Raw genomic sequence first — 18,440 nt, 5'->3', positions numbered from 1 at the left:
AGGTAGGTTTTCGACGGTCTGCTAGCGGTTGACCACCTTCGCCGGCAACGCGACGACCAAGAGCGAGCCGAGTACCAGACAGCCAGCGAAGAACCACAACGCACCGCCGCTCTTGCCGGTGATGTCCAGCGCCAGCCCGATCAGGGTGTTGCTTACCAGGCCGGCGATGTTCGCCAGCGAGCAGGCGAGGGCGAAGCCGGTCGCCGCGGCGGTTCCGGTGAGAAAGGTCGCCGGCAGGCTGAAGAACACCGGCACCGCACCGATGATGGCCGCCTGGGCAATGGAAAACATCAGCACGGTTGCCACCACGCTATCGGTGACCGCAGTGCTCGCAGCCATGGCGGCGGCGCCAATCCAGAATGGCAGGATGATGTGCCAGCGGCGTTCGCGGAAACGATCCGAGCTGGCGCCGAGGGCGAGCATGCCGAACACCGCGGCGATGCTCGGCAGCGCCGTCAGCAAGCCGATATCGGACGCATCGACCACGCCGGCGTTGCGAATGAAGGTCGGCAACCAGAAGCCCATGGCATAGGCGCTGAGCAGAATCGCAAAATCGATGCCGCCAAGCATCCAGACCTTCAGATTGAAGAAGCCCTGGCAAAAGCTTTCCCCGCTCTCCGGACTCTGCGCCTCGTCCACCGTCAGGTCGCGCAACACTCGGCCCTGCTCGGCCAGATCCAACCATTCGGCCTGTTTCGGCCCCTCTGGCAGCAGGCGCAGGGCCAGCAATCCGAGCAGCACGCTGGGAATCCCTTCAAGCAGAAACAGCCACTGCCAACCGCGCAACCCCCGTACCTGATCGAAAGCGTCGAGGATCCAACCCGATAACGGTGCACCGATCACGCTGGACAGCGGCAGACCGATCATGAACAGCGCGATGATCCGACCACGCCGGTAGGTCGGGAACCACAGCGTCAGGTAATAGAGCACGCCCGGGAGGAACCCCGCCTCGGCGACCCCCAGCAGAAGGCGCACCAGATAGAACTGCCCTGGCGTGGTGACCAGCATGGTGCAGGCCGAGAGCACGCCCCAGCTAATCATGATCCGCGCGATCCAGACCCGCGCGCCGACGCGCTTGAGGATAAGGTTGCTGGGCACTTCGAAGAGGATGTAGCCGACGAAGAACAGCCCTGCGCCAAGGCCGAATGCCGCTTCGCTGAGCTGCAGCTGGTCGGCCATCTGCAGCTTGGCAAAGCCGACGTTGATGCGGTCCAGATAGGCGGCCAGGTAACAGAAGCAGAGAAACGGAATCAGCCGCCAGGCGATCTTGCGGTACAGGCGATGGCTGTCAGCCTCTTTGCTCGGATTAACGGTATCTGGCGCGGGCGCCTGAGACATCGGTCGTCTCCGTCGGCTATTGGGTGGTCGGCGCGAGGCTCGATATCGTCACGAAGAAGCGTTCTGTGATCGAAGCTTCTGCGGTTAGCAGTCCGTTAAAAACCTAGGCGAGGCAGACAAGACAAGGCAAAAGGGCCGAGGAAGCGGGCCGGGCTCGCGATCGAGGTTACTGTAGTAAATGAGCATTTCGGGGGCCTTCAACATAAGGTTGCCAACGCTGGTAGTTTTTCAACAGCCTGTTAGCACTTCGACCCGGCTGGCGCGGCTGATTGTTCCTCTTGGCGCCCTCGGTGTGACGGGCGGAATGCTGGCCAGCTGAACGCCAAGCGGTATGCGCCGCCCAATATTCGATGCGAACTCAGCCTGCCGCGACCTGTCGCACCTGTTCCAGCGGCGCTCTCCGGCGCGCCGCGCCTTGTGGTCGGCAAGCAAACGCAACCCAAAGGAGACGAGCATGAATTCACAGTGGATCGACATTCGCGCGCAGGATGGCAACAGCTTCAAGGGCTACCTGGCTTTGCCCCCGGCCGGGCATGGCCCCGGCATCGTGCTGATCCAGGAAATCTTCGGGGTCAACGACCACATCCAGGCTGTCGCTGACCAGTACGCGCTCGATGGCTACGTGGTGCTGGCACCGGATCTGTTCTGGCGCAGCGAGCCGGGGGTCAAGCTCGGCTACGACGAATCCGATTGGGAGCGCGCATTCGGCTTGATGCAGGCGCTGGATTTCGACCTGGCCGTCGATGACCTGCGCCGCACCGCCGAAACGCTGCGTGGGCGCGACGACTGCAACGGTCGCGTAGCTTCGGTGGGTTACTGCATGGGCGGTGTGCTGTCATTCCTGAGCGCGGCCAATGCGGGAGTCGATGCCGCCGTTTGTTACTACCCCGGCAGCATCGAAAAGCGCTTAGGCCAGGCCGATCGAATCCAATGTCCGACCCTGTTCCACTTCGCTGAAGAAGACGAGCACATCGACAGCGACGCGGTAGCCGCCGTGCAGCAGAAGATGGCCCAGGTCGGCGGGGCGCAGATCGAGACCTACCCAGGCGTCGACCACGGTTTCAACTGCTGGGCGCGGCCGATGTACAACCAGAATGCTGCGGCACTGGCTCATGGGCGGTCGTTGGTGTTCCTGGCTGAGAATCTCTAAACAGTCCAGTCGCTCGTGTTTGTCCTGTAGGCGCTGCAGGAGAAGGCCCTGCTCTGCGATCTGCGGCTAGAAAGGGCCGTGTTCGCGAGCAAGCTTGCTCCTACATAAACAGCCCGCTCGGGGGCAAGCTCCGCACGTGTAGGGGCCAGCTTGCTGGCGAACCGGGAAACCCTCTGGGTCGGGCGACTGCTACGGGCGCGGCTGCTGCATTGTCATTGATGATTTTTCGCGACCAAGGTCGCTCCTACAGGAGCAGCCTGCGCCGTGCGAACTCCGAACCCGTAGGAGCCAGCTTGCTGTCGATCCCCGGTCTTCCGAGTTGCAGGGTTCGCTTGCAGCCGGCCAGGGCCGGGACCGGTTAACCCAGCGTGCCGAGAATGTTCACGCCGACCCGATCCGGTATCTCGTTCTGCGACAGTACGTGCAGGCCGGGGCTGAACACCCGCGCGTAGCGCGACAGCAATGGGCGCAGCTGCGGCATCACGGTAAGGATCGGTGGGTGGCCGTCCTTGCGCAGCTTTTCCTTTACCACCGGCATGCTGTTCTGCAGTTGGTTGAGCAGGCTTGGCTCCACCGGGATGTTGTCCAGGCTGACCTGACCGGCCTGCTGGGCGATGGCCAGGGCGTTGAGCAGCGTGTTTTCCAGCGCATTTTCCAGTACGAACACCGCCAGTTCGCGACGATCGCCGGCAATCATCGAAACGATGCTGCGGCGTAGTGCGTAGCGCACGTCCGCGGCCAACAGCACCGGGTCCTTGGTGGTTTCACTGCATTCGAGCAGGGTGCTGGCGATGGTTTCGATGTCGCGCAGCGGCACTTCCTCCAGCAGTAGCTGGCGGTAGACGCGCATCTGCTGGGTATAGGTTAGTGCGTTCTTCAGGCTTTCAGCGAGCTTCGGTGCCTGCAGCGTCAGGCGCTGCATCAGGTGCTCGACGTCGTCGTGCTTGAACAGGTCCGGCAGGTGCTCGCGCACCACCTTGTTCAGGTGCGTGGCGACCACGCTGGCGCAGTCGATCACCTGATAGCCGAGGTTCAGCGCGCGCGGTTTGTCCGATGGTTGAATCCACACCACCTGCATGCGATAGGCCGGATCGGTGCCGAGGATGCCGTCGATCTCGCCGTACAGCTCAGGCGAGGGGATCGCCATCAGGCGGTCGGCGTGCAGTTCGGCACGTCGATCTTCTCGCCATTGATGTAGATGTCATATTGCGAAGCCTTGAGCCGCAGGCTGTCGCGGATCTGTACTTCCGGCAGCAGGAAGCCCAGGTGTTCTGAAAGCGTCTGACGCACGCCGCGCACCCGCGCCGGCAGTGGCGCACCGGAGGCTTCGTTGACCAGCCCGACCAGTTTGTAGCCGAGGGAAATGGACAGCCGCTCGACCATCGGAATGTCTTCCCAGGCCAGCGATTGTGCCTTTTCCTTGTCCATCGCCTGACCGATGGCCTGAATTTCCTTGAGATCGGCACCGGCAGCAGGCGGCTCGTGCAGCGATACCCGCCAGCCGATGAAGCCGATCAGTGCGGCAAAGCCAATGAAGGCCAGGTGCGGCATACCCGGCACCATGCCGAGCACGAACAATATGCCAGCCACGGTGTACAGCGAGGCCGGGTTGGCCAACAGCTGTCGCTGCACCTGGCTGGTAATGTCGCTGGACTCGTTGATCCGGGTGACGATGATCGCCGCCGCGGTGGACAAGAGCAGCGCCGGTATCTGTGCGACCAGACCGTCACCGATGGTCAGCAGGGCGTATTGCTTGAAGGCTTCGCCGGCTGCCAGATCATGGACGAACACGCCGATGGCGAAGCCACCGAATAGGTTGATCAGCAGGATCAGGATGCCGGCGATGGCATCGCCGCGAACGAACTTCGAGGCACCGTCCATTGCACCGTAGAAGTCGGCTTCCTTGGCCACTTCCTGGCGCCGCGCCTTGGCGTCTTCGTTGGTTAGCAGGCCGGCGTTGAGGTCGGCATCGATGGCCATCTGCTTGCCCGGCAGGGCGTCCAGGGTGAAGCGCGCAGTGACTTCGGAGATGCGCTCACCACCCTTGGTGATGACGATGAAGTTGATGATCATCAGGATGATGAACACCACCAGGCCGACGATGAAGTTGCCGCCGATCACCACCTCACCGAAGGCTTCGATCACCTTGCCCGCGGCGCCCGTGCCAGTATGACCTTCGAGCAGCACCACCCGCGTGGAGGCGACGTTGAGCGTCAGGCGCATCAGCGTGGTGATCAGGATCACCGTCGGAAACAGCGAGAAATCCAGCGGACTCTTCGACGACACACTGACCAGCAGTACCAGGATCGACATGGCAATGTTGAAGGTGAACAGCACGTCCAGCAGCTGCGGCGGCAGCGGCAGGATGATCATCGCCAGGATCGACAGGATGATCAGCGGGATCCCAATGCGTCCGCTGCTGAATGTCGGCGTCAGTTTCTGAATCAGGCTCATGATCGGGCTCGGTTGAACAGTTCTTCGGGAATATGGATGTCACTGGCCAGCTTGGGCTTGGCCCGCCGGCCCTGTTTCCAGGCCTTGAGCTGGAGAATGTAGGTCAGCACATGGGCCACCGCGGTGTAGAGCGGCGCCGGAATCTGCTGATTGACCTGCGTACTGAAGTAGATCGCCCGCGCCAGAGGCGGCAGTTCGACCACTTCCAGGCCATTGGCCTGGGCCAGCTTGCGGATATACAGCGCCGTCTCATCAACGCCACGGGCGATAACAAAGGGTGTTTCGGCCTTCTTCGGGTCGTACTTGAGCGCCACCGCGTAATGCGTCGGGTTGACGATCACCACGTCGGCATCCTTTATCACCCGGCTGATCTGGCGCTGGGCCAGCTGGCGTTGCAGCTGCTTGATACGCGCCTTCACCTCGGGGCGGCCTTCCTGGTTCTTGTGCTCTTCCTTGCGCTCCTGCTTGGTCATGCGCATTTTTTTCAGGAAAAAGAAGCGCTGCAGCGGAATGTCGATGAACGAGAACAGCACGAACACTAGCAGCAGCGAGATCGCCAGGTCGAAGGTCAGCGAGAAGGCGCTGCCGATGGCGTTGCTGATATCGCTGCGCTGCAGCGCGATCAGCTTCGGTGCGGCGTAATACAGCTGGCCGACGGCAATGCCCAGCAGCGCGCTGATCTTCAACAGCGACTTGAGCAGCTCGGTCCAGTTCTGCGCGCCGACCATCCTTCCCAGCCCGGTGATGGGATTGAGTTTGCTGAACTTGGGCGCGAAGTTCTTCGAGGCGAACACCCAGCCACCCGGTACCAGCGCGAAAGCGATGACCAGGATCGGCGTGATCAGCAACGGCAGCAGCACGCTGATAAACACCAGCAGGTTGTGCGTGAGGATCAGCTGCAGGTCGTCGACGCTCATCTCGCTCTGATGAAAGTTGATGTACGAGTAGCTGAACGCCTGTTGCATGCCGTCGAAGAAAAAGCCGATGCTGAACTTGAGCACCAGCAGCGTGGCCAGCAGCGAGACGGTTGTGGCGACGTCCTTGGAGCGGGTGACCTGGCCATCGTCGCGACTCTTCTTGAGTTTCTGCTCGGAGGCCTCTTCGGTTTTTTCCTGGCTGCTGTTCTGCTCAGACATCGCGCCCGCTCCGCAGAATCTCGCCGATGTTGCCCAGCAGCTCGCGCGTCAGGTGCAGATAGGCTTCCGACAGGTTCGGCACGGTCAGGTAGATCAGCACCAGCCCGGCGATGATCGCCATGGGGAAGCCCAGGGAGAACAGGTTCATCGCCGGCGAGATGCGGTTGAGCAGGCCGAAGCAGAACTGAACCAGGGTCATGCAGAAGACGATCGGCAGGGCGATCAACAGCGCCGCGGAAATCACCCAGCTCAGCGACAGGGCGATGGTCTGCAGGCCATCGAAATGGATGCCGCTGCCGATCGGCCAGAGGACGAAGCTCTGGTAGATGATGGTGACGATCACCAGATGCCCGTCGGTGGCGAAAAACAGCAGCGCCAGCAGGATGAAATACAGCTGATAGATGATCGACGCCGACGAGACGCCGTTCATGGGATCGTTGAACACCGCCATGGACAGGCCCAGCTGCGTCGAGACGATGTCGCCGATCAGCGTGAACACGGTGAACACCAGCATCAGCGCCAGACCCAGCAGCAAGCCCATGGCGATCTGTTCGAACGCCGTGAGAAGGCCCTTGAGCGACAGCGGGTCGATCGGTGCCGTTGCCGGTAGCGCGGCGGTGAGCACCACGGTCAGGGCAATGGCCAGCAGCACCCGAACCCGCACGCTAAGCGACTTGTGGCTGAACATCGGCGCGAGGCTGAACACGGCCATGATCCGGCAGAACGGCCACCAGTAACCGAGCAGCGACTGCAGGTACTGACCGACCTGCATGATGGGTTCGTTGCCCACGGCTAACCGACCAGCCGCCCGGCTTGGGTGAAGGTCTCGATGAACAGATCGCTCAGCGTGCTCAGAATCCAGTGCCCGGCGAAGACCAGCATGCCGAGGGTGATCAACAGGCGCGGCAGGAAGCTCAGCATCTGCTCGTTGATCTGCGTCGCCGCCTGGAAAATGCTGACCAACAGACCGCCGAGCAGGCTCGGTACCACCAGCACGCAGACCACCAGCACGATGATATGGATCGCGTTGGAGATGATGTTGACGGCGGTGTCGGGGGTCAGCATGGGAGCACCTGGGAGGTGAAGGCGGTTTTGCAGTTCAGAGCCGCAGCGAGTCTGTGCAGGAGCGAGCTTGCTCGCGAAGCTTTTACGCTTCCGGTGCTACATCCAATTGGCGGAGTTGCCCGAAGCATGGGTTTCGCCCTGCTGGGCGACTCACTTTTTTCAAAACGCGAAAAAAGTAAGCAAAAACGCTTGCCCCTGCATCGGGGTCTCGCTGCGCTCGACTTCCCTCATTCCATCGCTCTCCGAGGGTCGCCGCGCAAGGGCCATCCATGGCCCTTCACGGCTCTCGCGGCATCCATGCCGCTCGTCCCTCTACGCAGCGACTCCAATCGGCCCTCTGAAAGGGGCGATTCGGTGGCGTCTGATGGCCTGTGCAACGAAGCGGAAGTAGGACCTAAACGTAGGGTGGGTAACGCGAAGCTTACCCACCGCTTTCCTCGTGCAAGGTTTGATGTCCATCGCGATGCCAATTGCGGTGGAAAATGCTTCGCAGTTTTCCACCCTACGGAGCAAGCAGGCTGGCGAAGCGCTTTGTTGCTGTCGCTGTTTAAAAACTTCCAGACGAGAAAAAGTGACGCGCCGCGCAAGGCGCAACCTGTAGTCCCAGCGAGGAAAGCGCGGCGTCATACGAAAATGCACGCGCCAGCAAAACTTCGCGAGCAAGCTCGCTCCTACCGAAGCGGTTCGTAAAGTCGGCGGCGCGACGATGTGCATTCATCTCTCGCACCACCTAAAACGGCTGCACGCTGGTCGTCAGCGTACCCATCAACAACGCCCAGCCATCCACCAGCACGAAGACCATCAGCTTGAACGGCAGCGAGATCATCATCGGCGACAGCATCATCATGCCCATCGCCATGAGCACGCTGGCCACCACCAGGTCGATCACCAGAAACGGCACGAAGATCATGAAACCCAGCTGGAAGGCAGTCTTCAGCTCGCTCAGCACGAAGGCAGGCAGCAGCAGGGAAAAGTCCAGATCCTCGAGGTTCTCGGGGATTTCCTCGCCGGCCAGCGAGACCATGGTCTCCAGCGACGTCTTGTTGGTCTGCGCCAGCATAAAGCCGGAAAGGCTGCCCTTGGAGACTTCCAGCGCCTGCTCCAGGCTGATCTCATCGTTCTGGAACGGCTCGAAGGCGGCGCTGTGGATTTCCTGCCACACCGGGCGCATCACCAGCAGCGTGACAATCAGCGCGATGCCGATCAGCACCTGGTTGGGCGGGCTCTGCTGCAGGCCGATGGCCTGGCGCAGGATCGCCAGCACGATGATGAAGCGGGTGAAGCAGGTCATCATCATCAGCATCGCCGGCAGGAAGCCGAGCAGCGTCATGATGATCAGGATCTGCAGCTTTATGCTGAATTCCTGACCGTTCTCGGTATCGTTCAGGTTGAACAGGGTAATCTCGCCACCGGCGGCCTGAGCCATCAGCGGAAACAGGCCGATCAGCATCAGGCAGAGCAGTAACAACCCACGACGCAGTTTCATTGCGTCAGCGCATCCAGGCTGGTGCCGGACAGCTCGACGATGCGCAGGCCATAGCTGCCGTTCATCACGACCACTTCGGCCTTCGCGAACAGGGTGCCATTGACCTTAACGTCCAGCGGCTCGCCGGCCACTTTGTCGAGCACGATGACACTGCTGGTGTCGCACTCCATCAGCTCCTTCAGCGAGATCTCCGCCGAGGCCACTTCCAGGGTGACGTTCACCGGAATCTTGCCGAAGAAGCTCAGGTCCTGGCGGGGTGCTTGGGGCTGGGCGGTGGGCGCAACGGTGGGCTCTTCGGCCGCGTCGAGGCTCAGGTCGCCCTCGTTGATGAGGTTCTCGAATTCGTTGTCGGACAGTTGACCGGTCATTGGGATTTCACGCTTTCAAGTGAAGTGAGGAACAAGGCGCCGTCTTCTTCGAAGACAGTCCCCCGGAATAGCTTCTGCTGGTTGATGCGCACTTCGTAACGGTCCAGCGGGCGCACCATCAGAATGTCGTTGAGCTGCAGCCCGAGTACCTGCGACAGCGGCATCTGAACCGAGGCGACCACGCAGTCCAGGCGTACCGGCAGATGCTTGATGTGATCGACCGGGTTGCCACTCAGCCGAGCCGGCAGCGGGCCGGCCAGGCGACTGGTAAGTTCATCGACCAGATCGGTGTCCAGATGAATGAAAACGGACGAGCGGCTGTTGGTCAGGTGGCTGATGTATTCGAACTCGGCCACATACTCCCAGCTGGTTTCTTCATAGTCGTTTTCATAACGCTCGAGCTCGCCGAAAGTATCACCGGACAATATCGAGCGCGCGAATATATAAGTCAGGTCCAGTCCCAGCCGATTACGCATCCGTTGCTCGGAAGTGCTGATCGGTGGTGTTTCCTGGCTGGGCACTATCGTGCCACCGTAATAGCACTCGAGCGCTTCGGTGAGCAGGGCGCGGTCAATGGAGAAACCGACTTTTCCCATCGGCGAGCGATAAATGCAGTCCGGCGCCTTTTTATTGGCCTCCTGCACTTCCACTTTGCTCAACTCGAGGCTGATCCGGTAATTGCGCAGGAAGTAGTCACCAATCAAACGTGGATTCTTGTTGGTGGTTTCCTTGATGAACTGCGGAATCTTGTGGTGATGTCGCCCAAGCTTCTGCGGTTTCAATACAGTCAGGCTTTGGGCGGGCACGCCATGATGGACTTTGGAATTGCCAGACATGTGTGAACGGTATGTCCTGGTTCTTGCGCGGTCGGTCAAAGCCTGCAGCGCGGTATAAGCAGAAGGTTGTTTGGCCAGGGCGGTTTTTGCATGACCTGAGATCGCAGGCACGGCTCTAGCGTGCCGCCAGTCTAGGCATAGGCGCGAGGAAGGATTAAATCAATAGGTGTCAAATGATCTTTTTTGAGATCGTTTGATGAGGACTGATTTAATTTTAGCGGAACTGATTGGGCGGTTCCGGGCGAGCTTGTTAACGTGCGCGCAATTGTTTCGGGGCGGTCGGCTGTCGATACTCATCTCGTTCGGCGAGTTGGACAGACAGGGCGACGAAAGTTCCGAAAAGCTTAAATATTTTTTTTAGCGAAATCCGGCGTTGTGCTCGAACGGCGTATCAGCGCCAAGGTGGTCCCATTGAAAAGTGTCAGTCATGCAATGAACTACTCATGCGAAGAGCTTTTTGCTCCAGCGCCGGCGCGCAAGAAAATCGTCATTGTCGGTAATGCCGCCGAGGCCGGCTGCGAATTCCTCAACACCGGTTTGCGCAAGGAAGGCTGTGCAGTCTTTTCTTATGCCGGTCTTAACGATCTGGATAACGCCGCGCTGAAAGACGCCTCGCTGGTTTTTGTATTCATCGGTGGCGTGGCAGAACAAGCCTTATATGCGCAGGTTGATTCGCTGATGCGACGTGGCCGCAATATAAGCGTTATTCCGGTCGTGCAATATGCGGATCAGCAGAAGGCCGCCGCATTACTTGAATTGGGTTGTGTCGATTATCTGTTGTCGCCATTCAGCGAGAGTCAGCTCAGCGCCCTGCTGCGCCGCCAGGAGTTCGCCGATGCCGCTCAGGAAAGCTTCGTTTCCTGCTCCCAGGCCGGCCGCCGTTTGCTGGCCATGGCCCAGCGCGTCTCGCTGACCCGCGCACCGATTCTAATCACCGGCGAGACCGGGACCGGCAAGGAGCTGATGGCGCGCTACATCCATCGTTTCTCCGCCAGTGCCGATGCGCCCTTCATTGCGGTTAACTGCGCGGCCATCCCCGAGCAGATGCTCGAATCCATCCTTTTCGGTCACGAGAAGGGCGCCTTTACCGGTGCGGTGGCGGCCCAGCCGGGCAAGTTCGAGCTGGCCAACGGCGGCACGCTGCTGCTCGACGAGATCGGCGAACTGCCGCTGGGTCTGCAGGCCAAACTGTTGCGGGTGCTGCAGGAGCAACGCGTGGAGCGCCTCGGTGGGCGCAAGGAGATCGAACTCAACGTACGCATCATCGCGGCGACCAACCGCGACCTGCAGCGTGAGGTAGCCGAAGGGCGCTTCCGTTCCGACCTGATGTTCCGTCTCGACGTGTTGCCGCTGCACATCAGCCCGCTGCGCGAGCGCAAGGATGACGTACTGCCGCTGGCCCGCCGTTTCGTTGCCAAGTACGCGCCGCAGGACGCCGGTGAAGAGCTGTTCACTGCCGAGGCCTGCCGCGCACTGTTGCAGCACGACTGGCCGGGCAACGCCCGTGAGCTGGAAAACACCGTGCAGCGTGCATTGGTGCTGCGCAACGGCTTGTTCATCCAGCCCCAGGATCTGGGTCTGGCGACGCCGGCACAGGCCGAAGTCCGGATGGAAAAGCCGCAGGTGCTGTCCGCCGAAACCGGCAAGGCCGCACTTCGCGCCAGCGGCAAGTGGGCCGAGTACCAGCATGTGATCGACACCATTCGCAAGTTCGACGGGCACAAGTCCAAGGCCGCAGCCAGCCTCGGCATGACTTCGCGCGCCTTGCGCTATCGCCTCAATGCCATGCGTGAGCAAGGCATCGAGCTGAATTTCTGATTTCAGACACTTTTTTGATTGCGGATACAGGGGAGAGCCAGCGATGAGTTCAATCATGCAGGTGCAGCAGGATTTGCTGGGCCGGATGCAGCAGCTCGCGGAGGTTGCCGGGAGCCCGGCGATCAAACCGGCGAGCGAGGCGGCCCCCGATGCGGGAGGCCTGTTCATGGCCGCGATGCGTTCGGTGGATACCCAGCAGCATCAGGCGAGCGCGGCGATGGCGGCGGTCGACAGCGGCAAGAGCGATGACCTGGTCGGCGCGATGATCGACAGCCAGAAGGCCAGCGTGTCGTTCTCAGCGTTGCTGCAGGTGCGCAACAAACTGACCACGGCGTTCGACGACGTCATGAGAATGCCGCTTTGATCGGGCGTGAGAGCTAAGCCGTGTTTGAAAAACTGAAAAGCAGGATGCCAGCAGGTGGCCTCCAACTCGACCCGCGTGTGACGCTCGCCGGAATGGCGGTGATTGCTGCTGCGCTGGCCGTGGCCGTGGCCTTCTACCTGTGGCGCGACAACGGCTCGTTCCGCCCGCTGCACGGTGCCGGTGAGTCCTTCCCGGTCGCCGAAGTGATGCAGGTGCTCGACGGCGAGGCGGTGCAGTACCGCATCCACCCGCAAAGCGGGCAGATCCTGGTGCGCGAGGATCAGCTCTCCCGTGCGCGCATGCTGCTCGCCGCCAAGGGTGTGAAGGTGGCGCTGCCGGCCGGCTATGAGCTGTTCGACAAGGAAGAGCCGCTGGGCACCAGCCAGTTCGTGCAGGACGTGCGTCTCAAGCGCAGCCTGGAAGGCGAGCTGGCTCGTACCGTGATGTCGCTCAAGGGCGTTCAACATGCGCGCGTGCACCTGGCGCAGGAAGAGAACAGCTCCTTCGTGATCAGCAAGCGCGCGCCAACCAAGGCGTCGGTGATGTTGCAGCTGGAGCCCGGCTACAAGCTGGGCGCCGATCAGGTCGGCGCCATCATCAATCTGGTCGCCGGCAGTGTGCCCAACCTCAAGCCCGAAGATGTCGGCGTGGTCGATCAGTACGGTGCGCTGCTGTCGCGTGGGCTGAATGTTGGCGGTGGTCCGGCGCAGAACTGGCAGGCCGTCGAGGATTACCAGCAGAAAGCCGTTGCCAATATCGAGGAAGTGCTGGCGCCGGTGCTGGGCAATGGCAACTACCGCATCAGCGTTGCCGCCGATATCGATTTCAGCCAGAAGGAAGAAACCGTCCAGTCGTTCGGCGAAACCCCGCGGCTGCGTCGCGAGGTGCTGAGCAACGAAAGCGCGCTGGATCAACTCGCGCTGGGCATTCCCGGTTCGCTGGCCAACCGTCCGGTAGCTCCTGCGCAGGAAGGCGAGGAGCCGGCACCGGTCAACGGTGAGACCAAGGGCGCCACCTCGCTGCGCGAGGAGTCGACCCGGCAGCTGGATTACGACCAGAGTGTGATCCACGTGAAGCACGCTGGCTTCACCCTGCGCCAGCAAAGCGTGGCGGTGGTGCTGAACGCCGGTGCCGCGCCTGAGGGTGGCTGGAGTAATGAGGCTCGCGCTGAACTCGAAGCCATGGTGCGCAGCGCGGTGGGCTTCCAGCAGGCGCGTGGTGACCTGCTAACGCTCAGCGTGCTGCCGTTCGCCACCGTGGAAACCGTCGCGCAAGAGGTGCCCTGGTGGGAGAACAGCCAGGTGCACGCCTTGGCCAAGCTGGGCGTAGCCGGTCTGATCGCGCTGTTGCTGTTGCTGATCGTGGTGCGCCCCGCCGTGCGCAGCCTGACCCAGCGCAACGTCCCGGCTGAGCCTGAGGCGGTCGCGCTGGAAAGCGCCTTGCCGGCAATGCCGGCGTCGACTCCGATCGAAACCGAGATGCGAGCGGCCCTGGCCAGCCCGCGGACCAGCGGCGATGGCATACACATATTCGGCGAGCTCAACCCGCTGTCAGAGATTCGCCTGCCGGCGCCCGGTTCGGGCCTGGAGCTACAGATCGAGCACCTGCAAATGCTCGCCAAGAACGACCCGGAGCGTGTTTCGGAAGTCATCAAGCACTGGATAGGCCGCAATGAAAGAGAACTCAACCCAGCCAGCTGAGTCGGCTACCGGCTCGAGCAAGGAGATCAAACCGCGTCCGGTACAGCTGCGCTCGGTGAGCTCGCTGGATCAGGCGGCCATCCTCATGCTGAGCATGGGTGATGACATCTCCGCCGGCATCCTGCGCAACTTTTCCCGCGAGGAAATCATCAGCATCAGCCAGGCCATGGCGCGCCTGTCCAACGTCAAGCAGCCGATGGTGTCCGACGTGATCAGCCGTTTCTTCGACGATTACAAGGAGCAGAGCAGCATCAAGGGCGCGTCGCGCACCTACTTGTCGGGCATGCTCGGCAAGGCGCTGGGTGGCGACATCACCCGTTCGCTGCTCGATTCGATCTATGGCGAGGAGATCCGCGCCAAGATGGCCAAAATGGAATGGCTCGATCCGAAGCAGTTCGCGGCGCTGATCGCCAAGGAGCACGCGCAGATGCAGGCCGTGTTCCTCGCGTTCCTGCCGCCGGGCATGGCCACCGATGTGCTCGAGTGCATGCCGGCCGAGCGCCAGGACGAGCTGCTTTACCGCATCGCCAACCTCAACGAGGTCAACAGTGACGTGATCGCCGAGCTGGAGCAGCTGATCGATCGCAGCCTCCAGGTGCTCTCGAGTCAGGGCTCGCAGGTGCGCGGCGTCAAGCAGGCGGCGGACATCATGAACCGCTTCAAGGGCAACCGTGACCAGATGTTCGAGCTGTTGCGCGCCCATAACGAAGAGCTGGTCAGCAAGATCGAGGATGAAATGTATGACTTCTTCATCCTCTCGCGGCAGAACCAGGACGTGCTGCAGACCCTGCTGGAAGTGATCCCGCTGGAAGAGTGGGTGGTCGCGCTCAAGGGCGCCGAGCCGGAGCTGGTGCGGGCGATTCAGGGCGCGATGCCCAAGCGTCAGGCTCAGCAGATGGAATCGATCAATCGTCGCCAGGGCCCGGTGCCGCTGTCGCGGGTCGAGCAGGTGCGCAAGGACATCATGGCGGTGGTCCGCGAGATGTCGGCCGATGGCGACCTGCAGGTTCAGTTGTTCCGCGAACAGACGGTTGAGTAAGCGCCGATGAGCATCAAGATCATCAAGGGCGAAGGCCGCTCCTGGCGCCCGTTCCGCTTTCCGCCGCGGGTCAGAACCGCGGCAGAGCTGGCCGACAGTGCTGCCGGTGACCCGGCAGCGCTGCAGCGCGCCGTCGCCGATGGCTTTCAGGAAGGCATCGACAAGGGTTACGAACAGGGTCTGGAGCAGGGCCGTGAAGCCGGTCACCGTGAAGGCTTCGAGCGTGGGGTGGAGGATGGCAAGGCGATCGGCCGAGAAGAGGGCCGCGCCCTGGGTCGCCAGGCTTTCGACCAGGCGGCCCGGCCGATGGACGATCTGGTCGAGCGCTTCGAGCGCTTTCGGCAGGAATTTGAACAAGCGCGTCGTGAGCAGCTGCTCGAGCTGGTGCAGAAGGTCTCCAAGCAGGTGATCCGCTGCGAGCTGACCCTGCATCCGACGCAATTGCTGTCTCTGGCCGAGGATGCCCTGGCAGCCATGCCCGGCGATCAGGACGATGTGCGCATCCTGCTCAACCCCGAAGAATGCAACCGGATCAAGGAGTTGGCGCCCGAACGCGCCGCTGCATGGCGTTTGGTGCCGGACGACAAACTCGCCCTCGGCGAATGCCGTGTGATCACCGCCGAATCGGAAGCCGACATCGGCTGTCAGCAGCGTCTGGATTCGTGCATGGATACGCTGGCCGAACACATCAGGGCAGAGGGCTGATATGTCCCTGCGCGAGAGCTTCCGGCTCGACGAGGCATTGCGCTCGCTGGATACGGTGCAGCTGGCCAAGGTCAGCGGTCGGCTGGTGCGGGTGTCCGGCATGCTGCTGGAAAGCCTCGGCTGTCAACGCATGACAGGGCAGCGCTGCTTCGTCGAACAGGGCGACGGCAGCATGCTCGAAGCGCAGGTTGTGGGCTTCAATCGCGACATCACCTATTTGATGCCCTTCAAGAAACCCGTCGGGTTGACCTCCGGCTCCCGCGTGTTCCCAGCGCCGGACGACGCCAAGCTGCACATCGACGAATCCTGGTTGGGGCGGGTAGTCAACGGTCTCGGCGAGCCGCTGGACGAAATGGGCAAGCTCAGCGGGCGTGACCCGCTGCCCACCGAGCTGCCCTCGGTCAACCCGCTCAAGCGCAAGCCGGTAAGCGAACCGCTGGACGTCGGGGTGCGGGCGATCAATGCCATGCTCACGCTCGGCAAGGGCCAGCGCGTCGGCCTGTTCGCCGGTTCCGGCGTCGGTAAGAGCGTGCTGCTGGGCATGATTACGCGGCAGACCAAGGCCGACGTCGTAGTGGTCGGGCTGATCGGCGAGCGCGGCCGCGAAGTGCAGGAGTTCCTGCTGCATTCGCTGGGCGAAGAAGGCTTGAAAAAAGCCGTGGTGGTGGTCGCGCCGGCCAATGAATCGCCGCTGATGCGCCTCAAGGCCACCGAGCTGTGTCACAGCATCGCCGCCTATTTTCGCGACCAGGGCAACGATGTGCTGCTGCTGGTCGATTCGCTGACCCGCTATGCCATGGCCCAGCGCGAGATCGCCCTGGCGCTGGGTGAGCCGCCGGCGACCAAGGGCTATCCGCCGTCGGTGTTCGGCATGCTGCCGGAACTGGTGGAAAGCGCCGGCAACGGCGCCAATGACAATGGCAGCCTCAGCGCGCTGTATACGGTGCTCGCCGAAGGCGACGACCAGCAGGACCCGATCGTCGATTGCGCGCGGGCGATTCTCGACGGCCATATCGTGCTGTCGCGGCGCCTGGCCGATGCCGGCCATTACCCGGCCATCGACATTTGCGCCTCGGTCAGCCGCTGCATGAGCCAGGTCAGCCAGCCGCCGCACCTGGGCGCTGCGCGCCAGCTCAAAGAGTTCTACAGCACCTACGAGAAGATCAGGGAGCTGATCCCGCTGGGTGGTTACAGCCCGGGTGCGGACATCAAGACCGATCGCGCCGTGCAGCTGGCGCCCACTATCGAGCGCTTCCTGCGCCAGGAAGTGGGCGAAGCGGCGGAGCTCGAAACCAGCCTCACCATCCTGCAGAGCATCATCAGGAAACCATGAAGCAGCAGATCGAAACGCTCACGCGCCTGGCCAGCCTGCGCGGCAACCGGGTCAAGCAGATGCTCGGCCAAGTTCAGTATCAGCAGAACCTCTGCCAGCGCTATCGCAACAACATTGCTGGCTTGAGCCGTCTCTGTGGCTTTAGCGTGCCGATGAATACCCCGCTGCAGCGCGACAACCAGCAGCGCTACAAGGCCACGCTGTACAAGATGGTCGAACTGCAGCGCCGTGAACTGGCCGTGGCCGAGCAGGCCTTAGGACGCATCCAGCAGGAGTTGATGCAGGCCATGCGCAGCGAGAAGGTTGTCGAGCATGTGATCGACGCGAAGATGCAGCAGTGGCAACAACTGCTGGCCGCGCAGGAGCAGAAGATTCAGGATGGTTTGGCGGCGCAGAGCTGGTGGCGGAACCGGATCGCCTAGGAGCATCGGTCGCTTCGGCCCGGCATTGTAGGCGCCCGCTTGCTGGCGATCATGGGCTTGCGCCACGGCGGATCGCCAGCAAGAGCTCGGCGACGAGGACCCGCCCCGTACCACTCGTCCGTGCGTTTGCAAAAAAGATTTAAGTTATCCGCCCGAGCGGTCGCTTGTTAGGCAGTAACCACCGAGTTGGAACGAAAATCATGGAAATCAGCCGGCACTTCAAGCCCGCCTCCGTCACCCCTACCGAGCTCGCCTCGGTTCGTCAGGCCTCCGCCCGTCCCGCTGCCCAGCCGGCGGCCCGTCAGGCCGAAAGCCTGCCGTTGGAGCAGATGCACGAAGCCTTGCGCGCCATGCCCGAGGTCGATCTGGATCGCGTCGCGGCGATCAAGCAGGCCCTGCAGCGCGGCGAGATCAGCACCAATCCGGGCGAGCTGGCGGGCAGTATGCTCAGCTATCACCGCGGGAATGATGCGTGAACCAGCGTGACAAGCTGCTGACGGTTGTCGATGACGATCTGCAGCAGGACTGTGGCGACTACCTCGCCCTTCGCGAACTGATGCAGGCGCTCTACGGTCACCTGCTGGAGCGCGACGTCCCGGAGATCGATCGCATCAATTTGCAGATCACCGTTCGCGTCGAAGCCATCGCCGCGCGGGCACAGCGCCGCAGCAAGGTGCTGGCTGCCTTCCGCCTCGAGCCGACCGGTGTCGGCATGCGCCGCCTGCTCTCCAGCTGCTCGGGTGAGCGCGGCGAATCGTTGCAACAGCACTGGCAGCAGGTCGGCGACCTCGCCATGCAATGCCAGCAGTTCAACGAACGCAACGGCAAACTGCTCGCCATGCACCACGACATTCTGCAACAGCTGCTTGCTGGCGGTCAGGACGCACGGCTCTATTCGCCGCAGGCGTACTGAGGCAAAAAAAGCGCCCCCGTACTCTTATGAAAATGCTCAGGCCTGTGGGTCGCCAGCAAGCTGGCGCCTACGGGGGCGGCTGTCGCATCCGCCTGTTCTGACATCAATCCGCACGCCGCCCGGCAGGTTTGGCACTGATCATCGAAGCACGCACTGCTTTTCGTAGGCGCCAGCTCGCTGGCGATCGAGGTTTGCAGGCGCAACTCTGTCTGGGCACCACTTCGCCTTTCTGGCGAAGAATTAATCCTTTTCGGTCGCCGCTTTAACTAGCGCGCCTCTGACGTCGCCTTTACAGAGAGATGCTCCGCCATCG

At 61.9% G+C, this 18,440-nt stretch carries 17 protein-coding genes and 1 pseudogene; 10 read left to right on the top strand and 8 right to left on the bottom strand.

Going from position 1 to position 18,440, the window contains the following annotated elements:
• Positions 1-21: 21 nt before the first annotated feature.
• Entirely contained in the window at positions 22-1,338 is a 1,317-nt protein-coding gene (locus DQ405_RS01365) for an MFS transporter (protein WP_168422565.1), read from the bottom strand.
• Positions 1,339-1,792: 454 nt separating this feature from the next.
• On the opposite strand from DQ405_RS01365, the gene DQ405_RS01360 reads away from it, so the two are divergent.
• Positions 1,793-2,488, top strand: a complete 696-nt coding sequence (locus DQ405_RS01360; RefSeq protein WP_168422564.1) for a dienelactone hydrolase family protein — start codon at positions 1,793-1,795, stop codon at positions 2,486-2,488.
• Positions 2,489-2,846: 358 nt separating this feature from the next.
• On the opposite strand, the pseudogene DQ405_RS01355 reads toward DQ405_RS01360, so the two are convergent.
• The 7 genes and pseudogenes from DQ405_RS01355 to DQ405_RS01325 all read right to left on the bottom strand — a co-directional run bounded on the left by DQ405_RS01355 (position 2,847) and on the right by DQ405_RS01325 (position 9,833).
• Positions 2,847-4,942 (bottom strand): annotated as a pseudogene (locus DQ405_RS01355) (flagellar biosynthesis protein FlhA).
• Positions 4,939-6,078, bottom strand: a complete 1,140-nt coding sequence (gene flhB, locus DQ405_RS01350) for a flagellar biosynthesis protein FlhB (RefSeq protein WP_168422563.1) — start codon at positions 6,076-6,078, stop codon at positions 4,939-4,941. The pseudogene DQ405_RS01355 and the gene flhB overlap by 4 nt, the downstream one beginning before the upstream one ends.
• Positions 6,071-6,850, bottom strand: coding sequence for a flagellar biosynthetic protein FliR (gene fliR / locus DQ405_RS01345; RefSeq protein WP_168422562.1), 780 nt, complete (start codon positions 6,848-6,850; stop codon positions 6,071-6,073). Before fliR ends, flhB begins: the two co-directional genes overlap by 8 nt.
• 20 nt (positions 6,851-6,870) lie before the next feature.
• Positions 6,871-7,143: a flagellar biosynthetic protein FliQ gene (locus DQ405_RS01340; protein WP_168422561.1), complete on the bottom strand. Its 273-nt coding sequence runs from the start codon at positions 7,141-7,143 to the stop codon at positions 6,871-6,873.
• Between the two features lie 730 nt (positions 7,144-7,873).
• Positions 7,874-8,629 carry a flagellar type III secretion system pore protein FliP gene (gene fliP / locus DQ405_RS01335; protein WP_168422560.1) on the bottom strand — a complete coding sequence of 252 codons (756 nt, stop codon included), beginning with the start codon at positions 8,627-8,629 and terminating at the stop codon, positions 7,874-7,876.
• Positions 8,626-8,997 carry a flagellar motor switch protein FliN gene (gene fliN, locus DQ405_RS01330; RefSeq protein ID WP_168422559.1) on the bottom strand — a complete coding sequence of 124 codons (372 nt, stop codon included), beginning with the start codon at positions 8,995-8,997 and terminating at the stop codon, positions 8,626-8,628. The genes fliP and fliN overlap by 4 nt, the downstream gene beginning before the upstream one ends.
• Positions 8,994-9,833 (bottom strand): FliM/FliN family flagellar motor C-terminal domain-containing protein, encoded by an 840-nt coding sequence (locus tag DQ405_RS01325; protein WP_168422558.1) that lies wholly within the window; start codon positions 9,831-9,833, stop codon positions 8,994-8,996. The genes fliN and DQ405_RS01325 overlap by 4 nt, the downstream gene beginning before the upstream one ends.
• A 432-nt stretch (positions 9,834-10,265) precedes the next feature.
• Here DQ405_RS01325 and DQ405_RS01320 point away from each other — a divergent pair, with 432 nt between their 5' ends.
• The 9 genes from DQ405_RS01320 (at position 10,266) to flgN (ending at position 18,127) form a co-directional block, all read left to right on the top strand.
• Complete coding sequence (locus DQ405_RS01320) at positions 10,266-11,651, top strand: sigma-54 dependent transcriptional regulator (RefSeq protein WP_168422557.1); 1,386 nt, start codon at positions 10,266-10,268, stop codon at positions 11,649-11,651.
• A 43-nt stretch (positions 11,652-11,694) separates the two neighbouring features.
• On the top strand, positions 11,695-12,015 hold the full coding sequence (fliE, locus tag DQ405_RS01315; protein ID WP_168422556.1) for a flagellar hook-basal body complex protein FliE: 321 nt from the start codon (positions 11,695-11,697) through the stop codon (positions 12,013-12,015).
• Between the two features lie 20 nt (positions 12,016-12,035).
• Positions 12,036-13,715 carry a flagellar basal-body MS-ring/collar protein FliF gene (gene fliF, locus DQ405_RS01310; protein ID WP_168422555.1) on the top strand — a complete coding sequence of 560 codons (1,680 nt, stop codon included), beginning with the start codon at positions 12,036-12,038 and terminating at the stop codon, positions 13,713-13,715.
• Entirely contained in the window at positions 13,687-14,754 is a 1,068-nt protein-coding gene (locus DQ405_RS01305) for a FliG C-terminal domain-containing protein (RefSeq protein ID WP_168422554.1), read from the top strand. The genes fliF and DQ405_RS01305 overlap by 29 nt, the downstream gene beginning before the upstream one ends.
• 6 nt (positions 14,755-14,760) lie before the next feature.
• Complete coding sequence (gene fliH / locus DQ405_RS01300; protein ID WP_168422553.1) at positions 14,761-15,459, top strand: flagellar assembly protein FliH; 699 nt, start codon at positions 14,761-14,763, stop codon at positions 15,457-15,459.
• Between the two features lies 1 nt (position 15,460).
• Positions 15,461-16,792, top strand: coding sequence for a flagellar protein export ATPase FliI (gene fliI, locus DQ405_RS01295; protein ID WP_168422552.1), 1,332 nt, complete (start codon positions 15,461-15,463; stop codon positions 16,790-16,792).
• Positions 16,789-17,214: a flagellar FliJ family protein gene (locus DQ405_RS01290; protein ID WP_168422551.1), complete on the top strand. Its 426-nt coding sequence runs from the start codon at positions 16,789-16,791 to the stop codon at positions 17,212-17,214. The genes fliI and DQ405_RS01290 overlap by 4 nt, the downstream gene beginning before the upstream one ends.
• A 200-nt stretch (positions 17,215-17,414) precedes the next feature.
• Positions 17,415-17,690, top strand: coding sequence for a flagellar biosynthesis anti-sigma factor FlgM (gene flgM / locus DQ405_RS01285; RefSeq protein WP_168422550.1), 276 nt, complete (start codon positions 17,415-17,417; stop codon positions 17,688-17,690).
• Complete coding sequence (gene flgN, locus DQ405_RS01280) at positions 17,687-18,127, top strand: flagellar protein FlgN (protein WP_168422549.1); 441 nt, start codon at positions 17,687-17,689, stop codon at positions 18,125-18,127. The genes flgM and flgN overlap by 4 nt, the downstream gene beginning before the upstream one ends.
• Positions 18,128-18,440 lie beyond the last annotated feature (313 nt).

The sequence above is a fragment of the Pseudomonas sp. SST3 genome (assembly GCF_003325755.1).
Note: the sequence above shows the minus strand (reverse complement) of the source record. Positions and strands in the feature narration are given on the sequence as shown.

Excerpts from the sequence above, each read along its gene's own strand:
- fliR (WP_168422562.1), bottom strand. The coding sequence starts at position 6,850 with ATGCAGGTCGGTCAGTACCTGCAGTCGCTGCTCGGTTACTGGTGGCCG.
- DQ405_RS01365 (WP_168422565.1), bottom strand. The coding sequence starts at position 1,338 with ATGTCTCAGGCGCCCGCGCCAGATACCGTTAATCCGAGCAAAGAGGCT.
- fliP (WP_168422560.1), bottom strand. The coding sequence starts at position 8,629 with ATGAAACTGCGTCGTGGGTTGTTACTGCTCTGCCTGATGCTGATCGGC.
- DQ405_RS01305 (WP_168422554.1), top strand. The coding sequence starts at position 13,687 with ATGAAAGAGAACTCAACCCAGCCAGCTGAGTCGGCTACCGGCTCGAGC.
- flhB (WP_168422563.1), bottom strand. The coding sequence starts at position 6,078 with ATGTCTGAGCAGAACAGCAGCCAGGAAAAAACCGAAGAGGCCTCCGAG.
- fliI (WP_168422552.1), top strand. The coding sequence starts at position 15,461 with ATGTCCCTGCGCGAGAGCTTCCGGCTCGACGAGGCATTGCGCTCGCTG.
- flgM (WP_168422550.1), top strand. The coding sequence starts at position 17,415 with ATGGAAATCAGCCGGCACTTCAAGCCCGCCTCCGTCACCCCTACCGAG.
- fliE (WP_168422556.1), top strand. The coding sequence starts at position 11,695 with ATGAGTTCAATCATGCAGGTGCAGCAGGATTTGCTGGGCCGGATGCAG.
- DQ405_RS01325 (WP_168422558.1), bottom strand. The coding sequence starts at position 9,833 with ATGTCTGGCAATTCCAAAGTCCATCATGGCGTGCCCGCCCAAAGCCTG.
- DQ405_RS01360 (WP_168422564.1), top strand. The coding sequence starts at position 1,793 with ATGAATTCACAGTGGATCGACATTCGCGCGCAGGATGGCAACAGCTTC.
- DQ405_RS01320 (WP_168422557.1), top strand. The coding sequence starts at position 10,266 with ATGAACTACTCATGCGAAGAGCTTTTTGCTCCAGCGCCGGCGCGCAAG.
- fliH (WP_168422553.1), top strand. The coding sequence starts at position 14,761 with ATGAGCATCAAGATCATCAAGGGCGAAGGCCGCTCCTGGCGCCCGTTC.
- fliN (WP_168422559.1), bottom strand. The coding sequence starts at position 8,997 with ATGACCGGTCAACTGTCCGACAACGAATTCGAGAACCTCATCAACGAG.
- DQ405_RS01290 (WP_168422551.1), top strand. The coding sequence starts at position 16,789 with ATGAAGCAGCAGATCGAAACGCTCACGCGCCTGGCCAGCCTGCGCGGC.
- DQ405_RS01340 (WP_168422561.1), bottom strand. The coding sequence starts at position 7,143 with ATGCTGACCCCCGACACCGCCGTCAACATCATCTCCAACGCGATCCAT.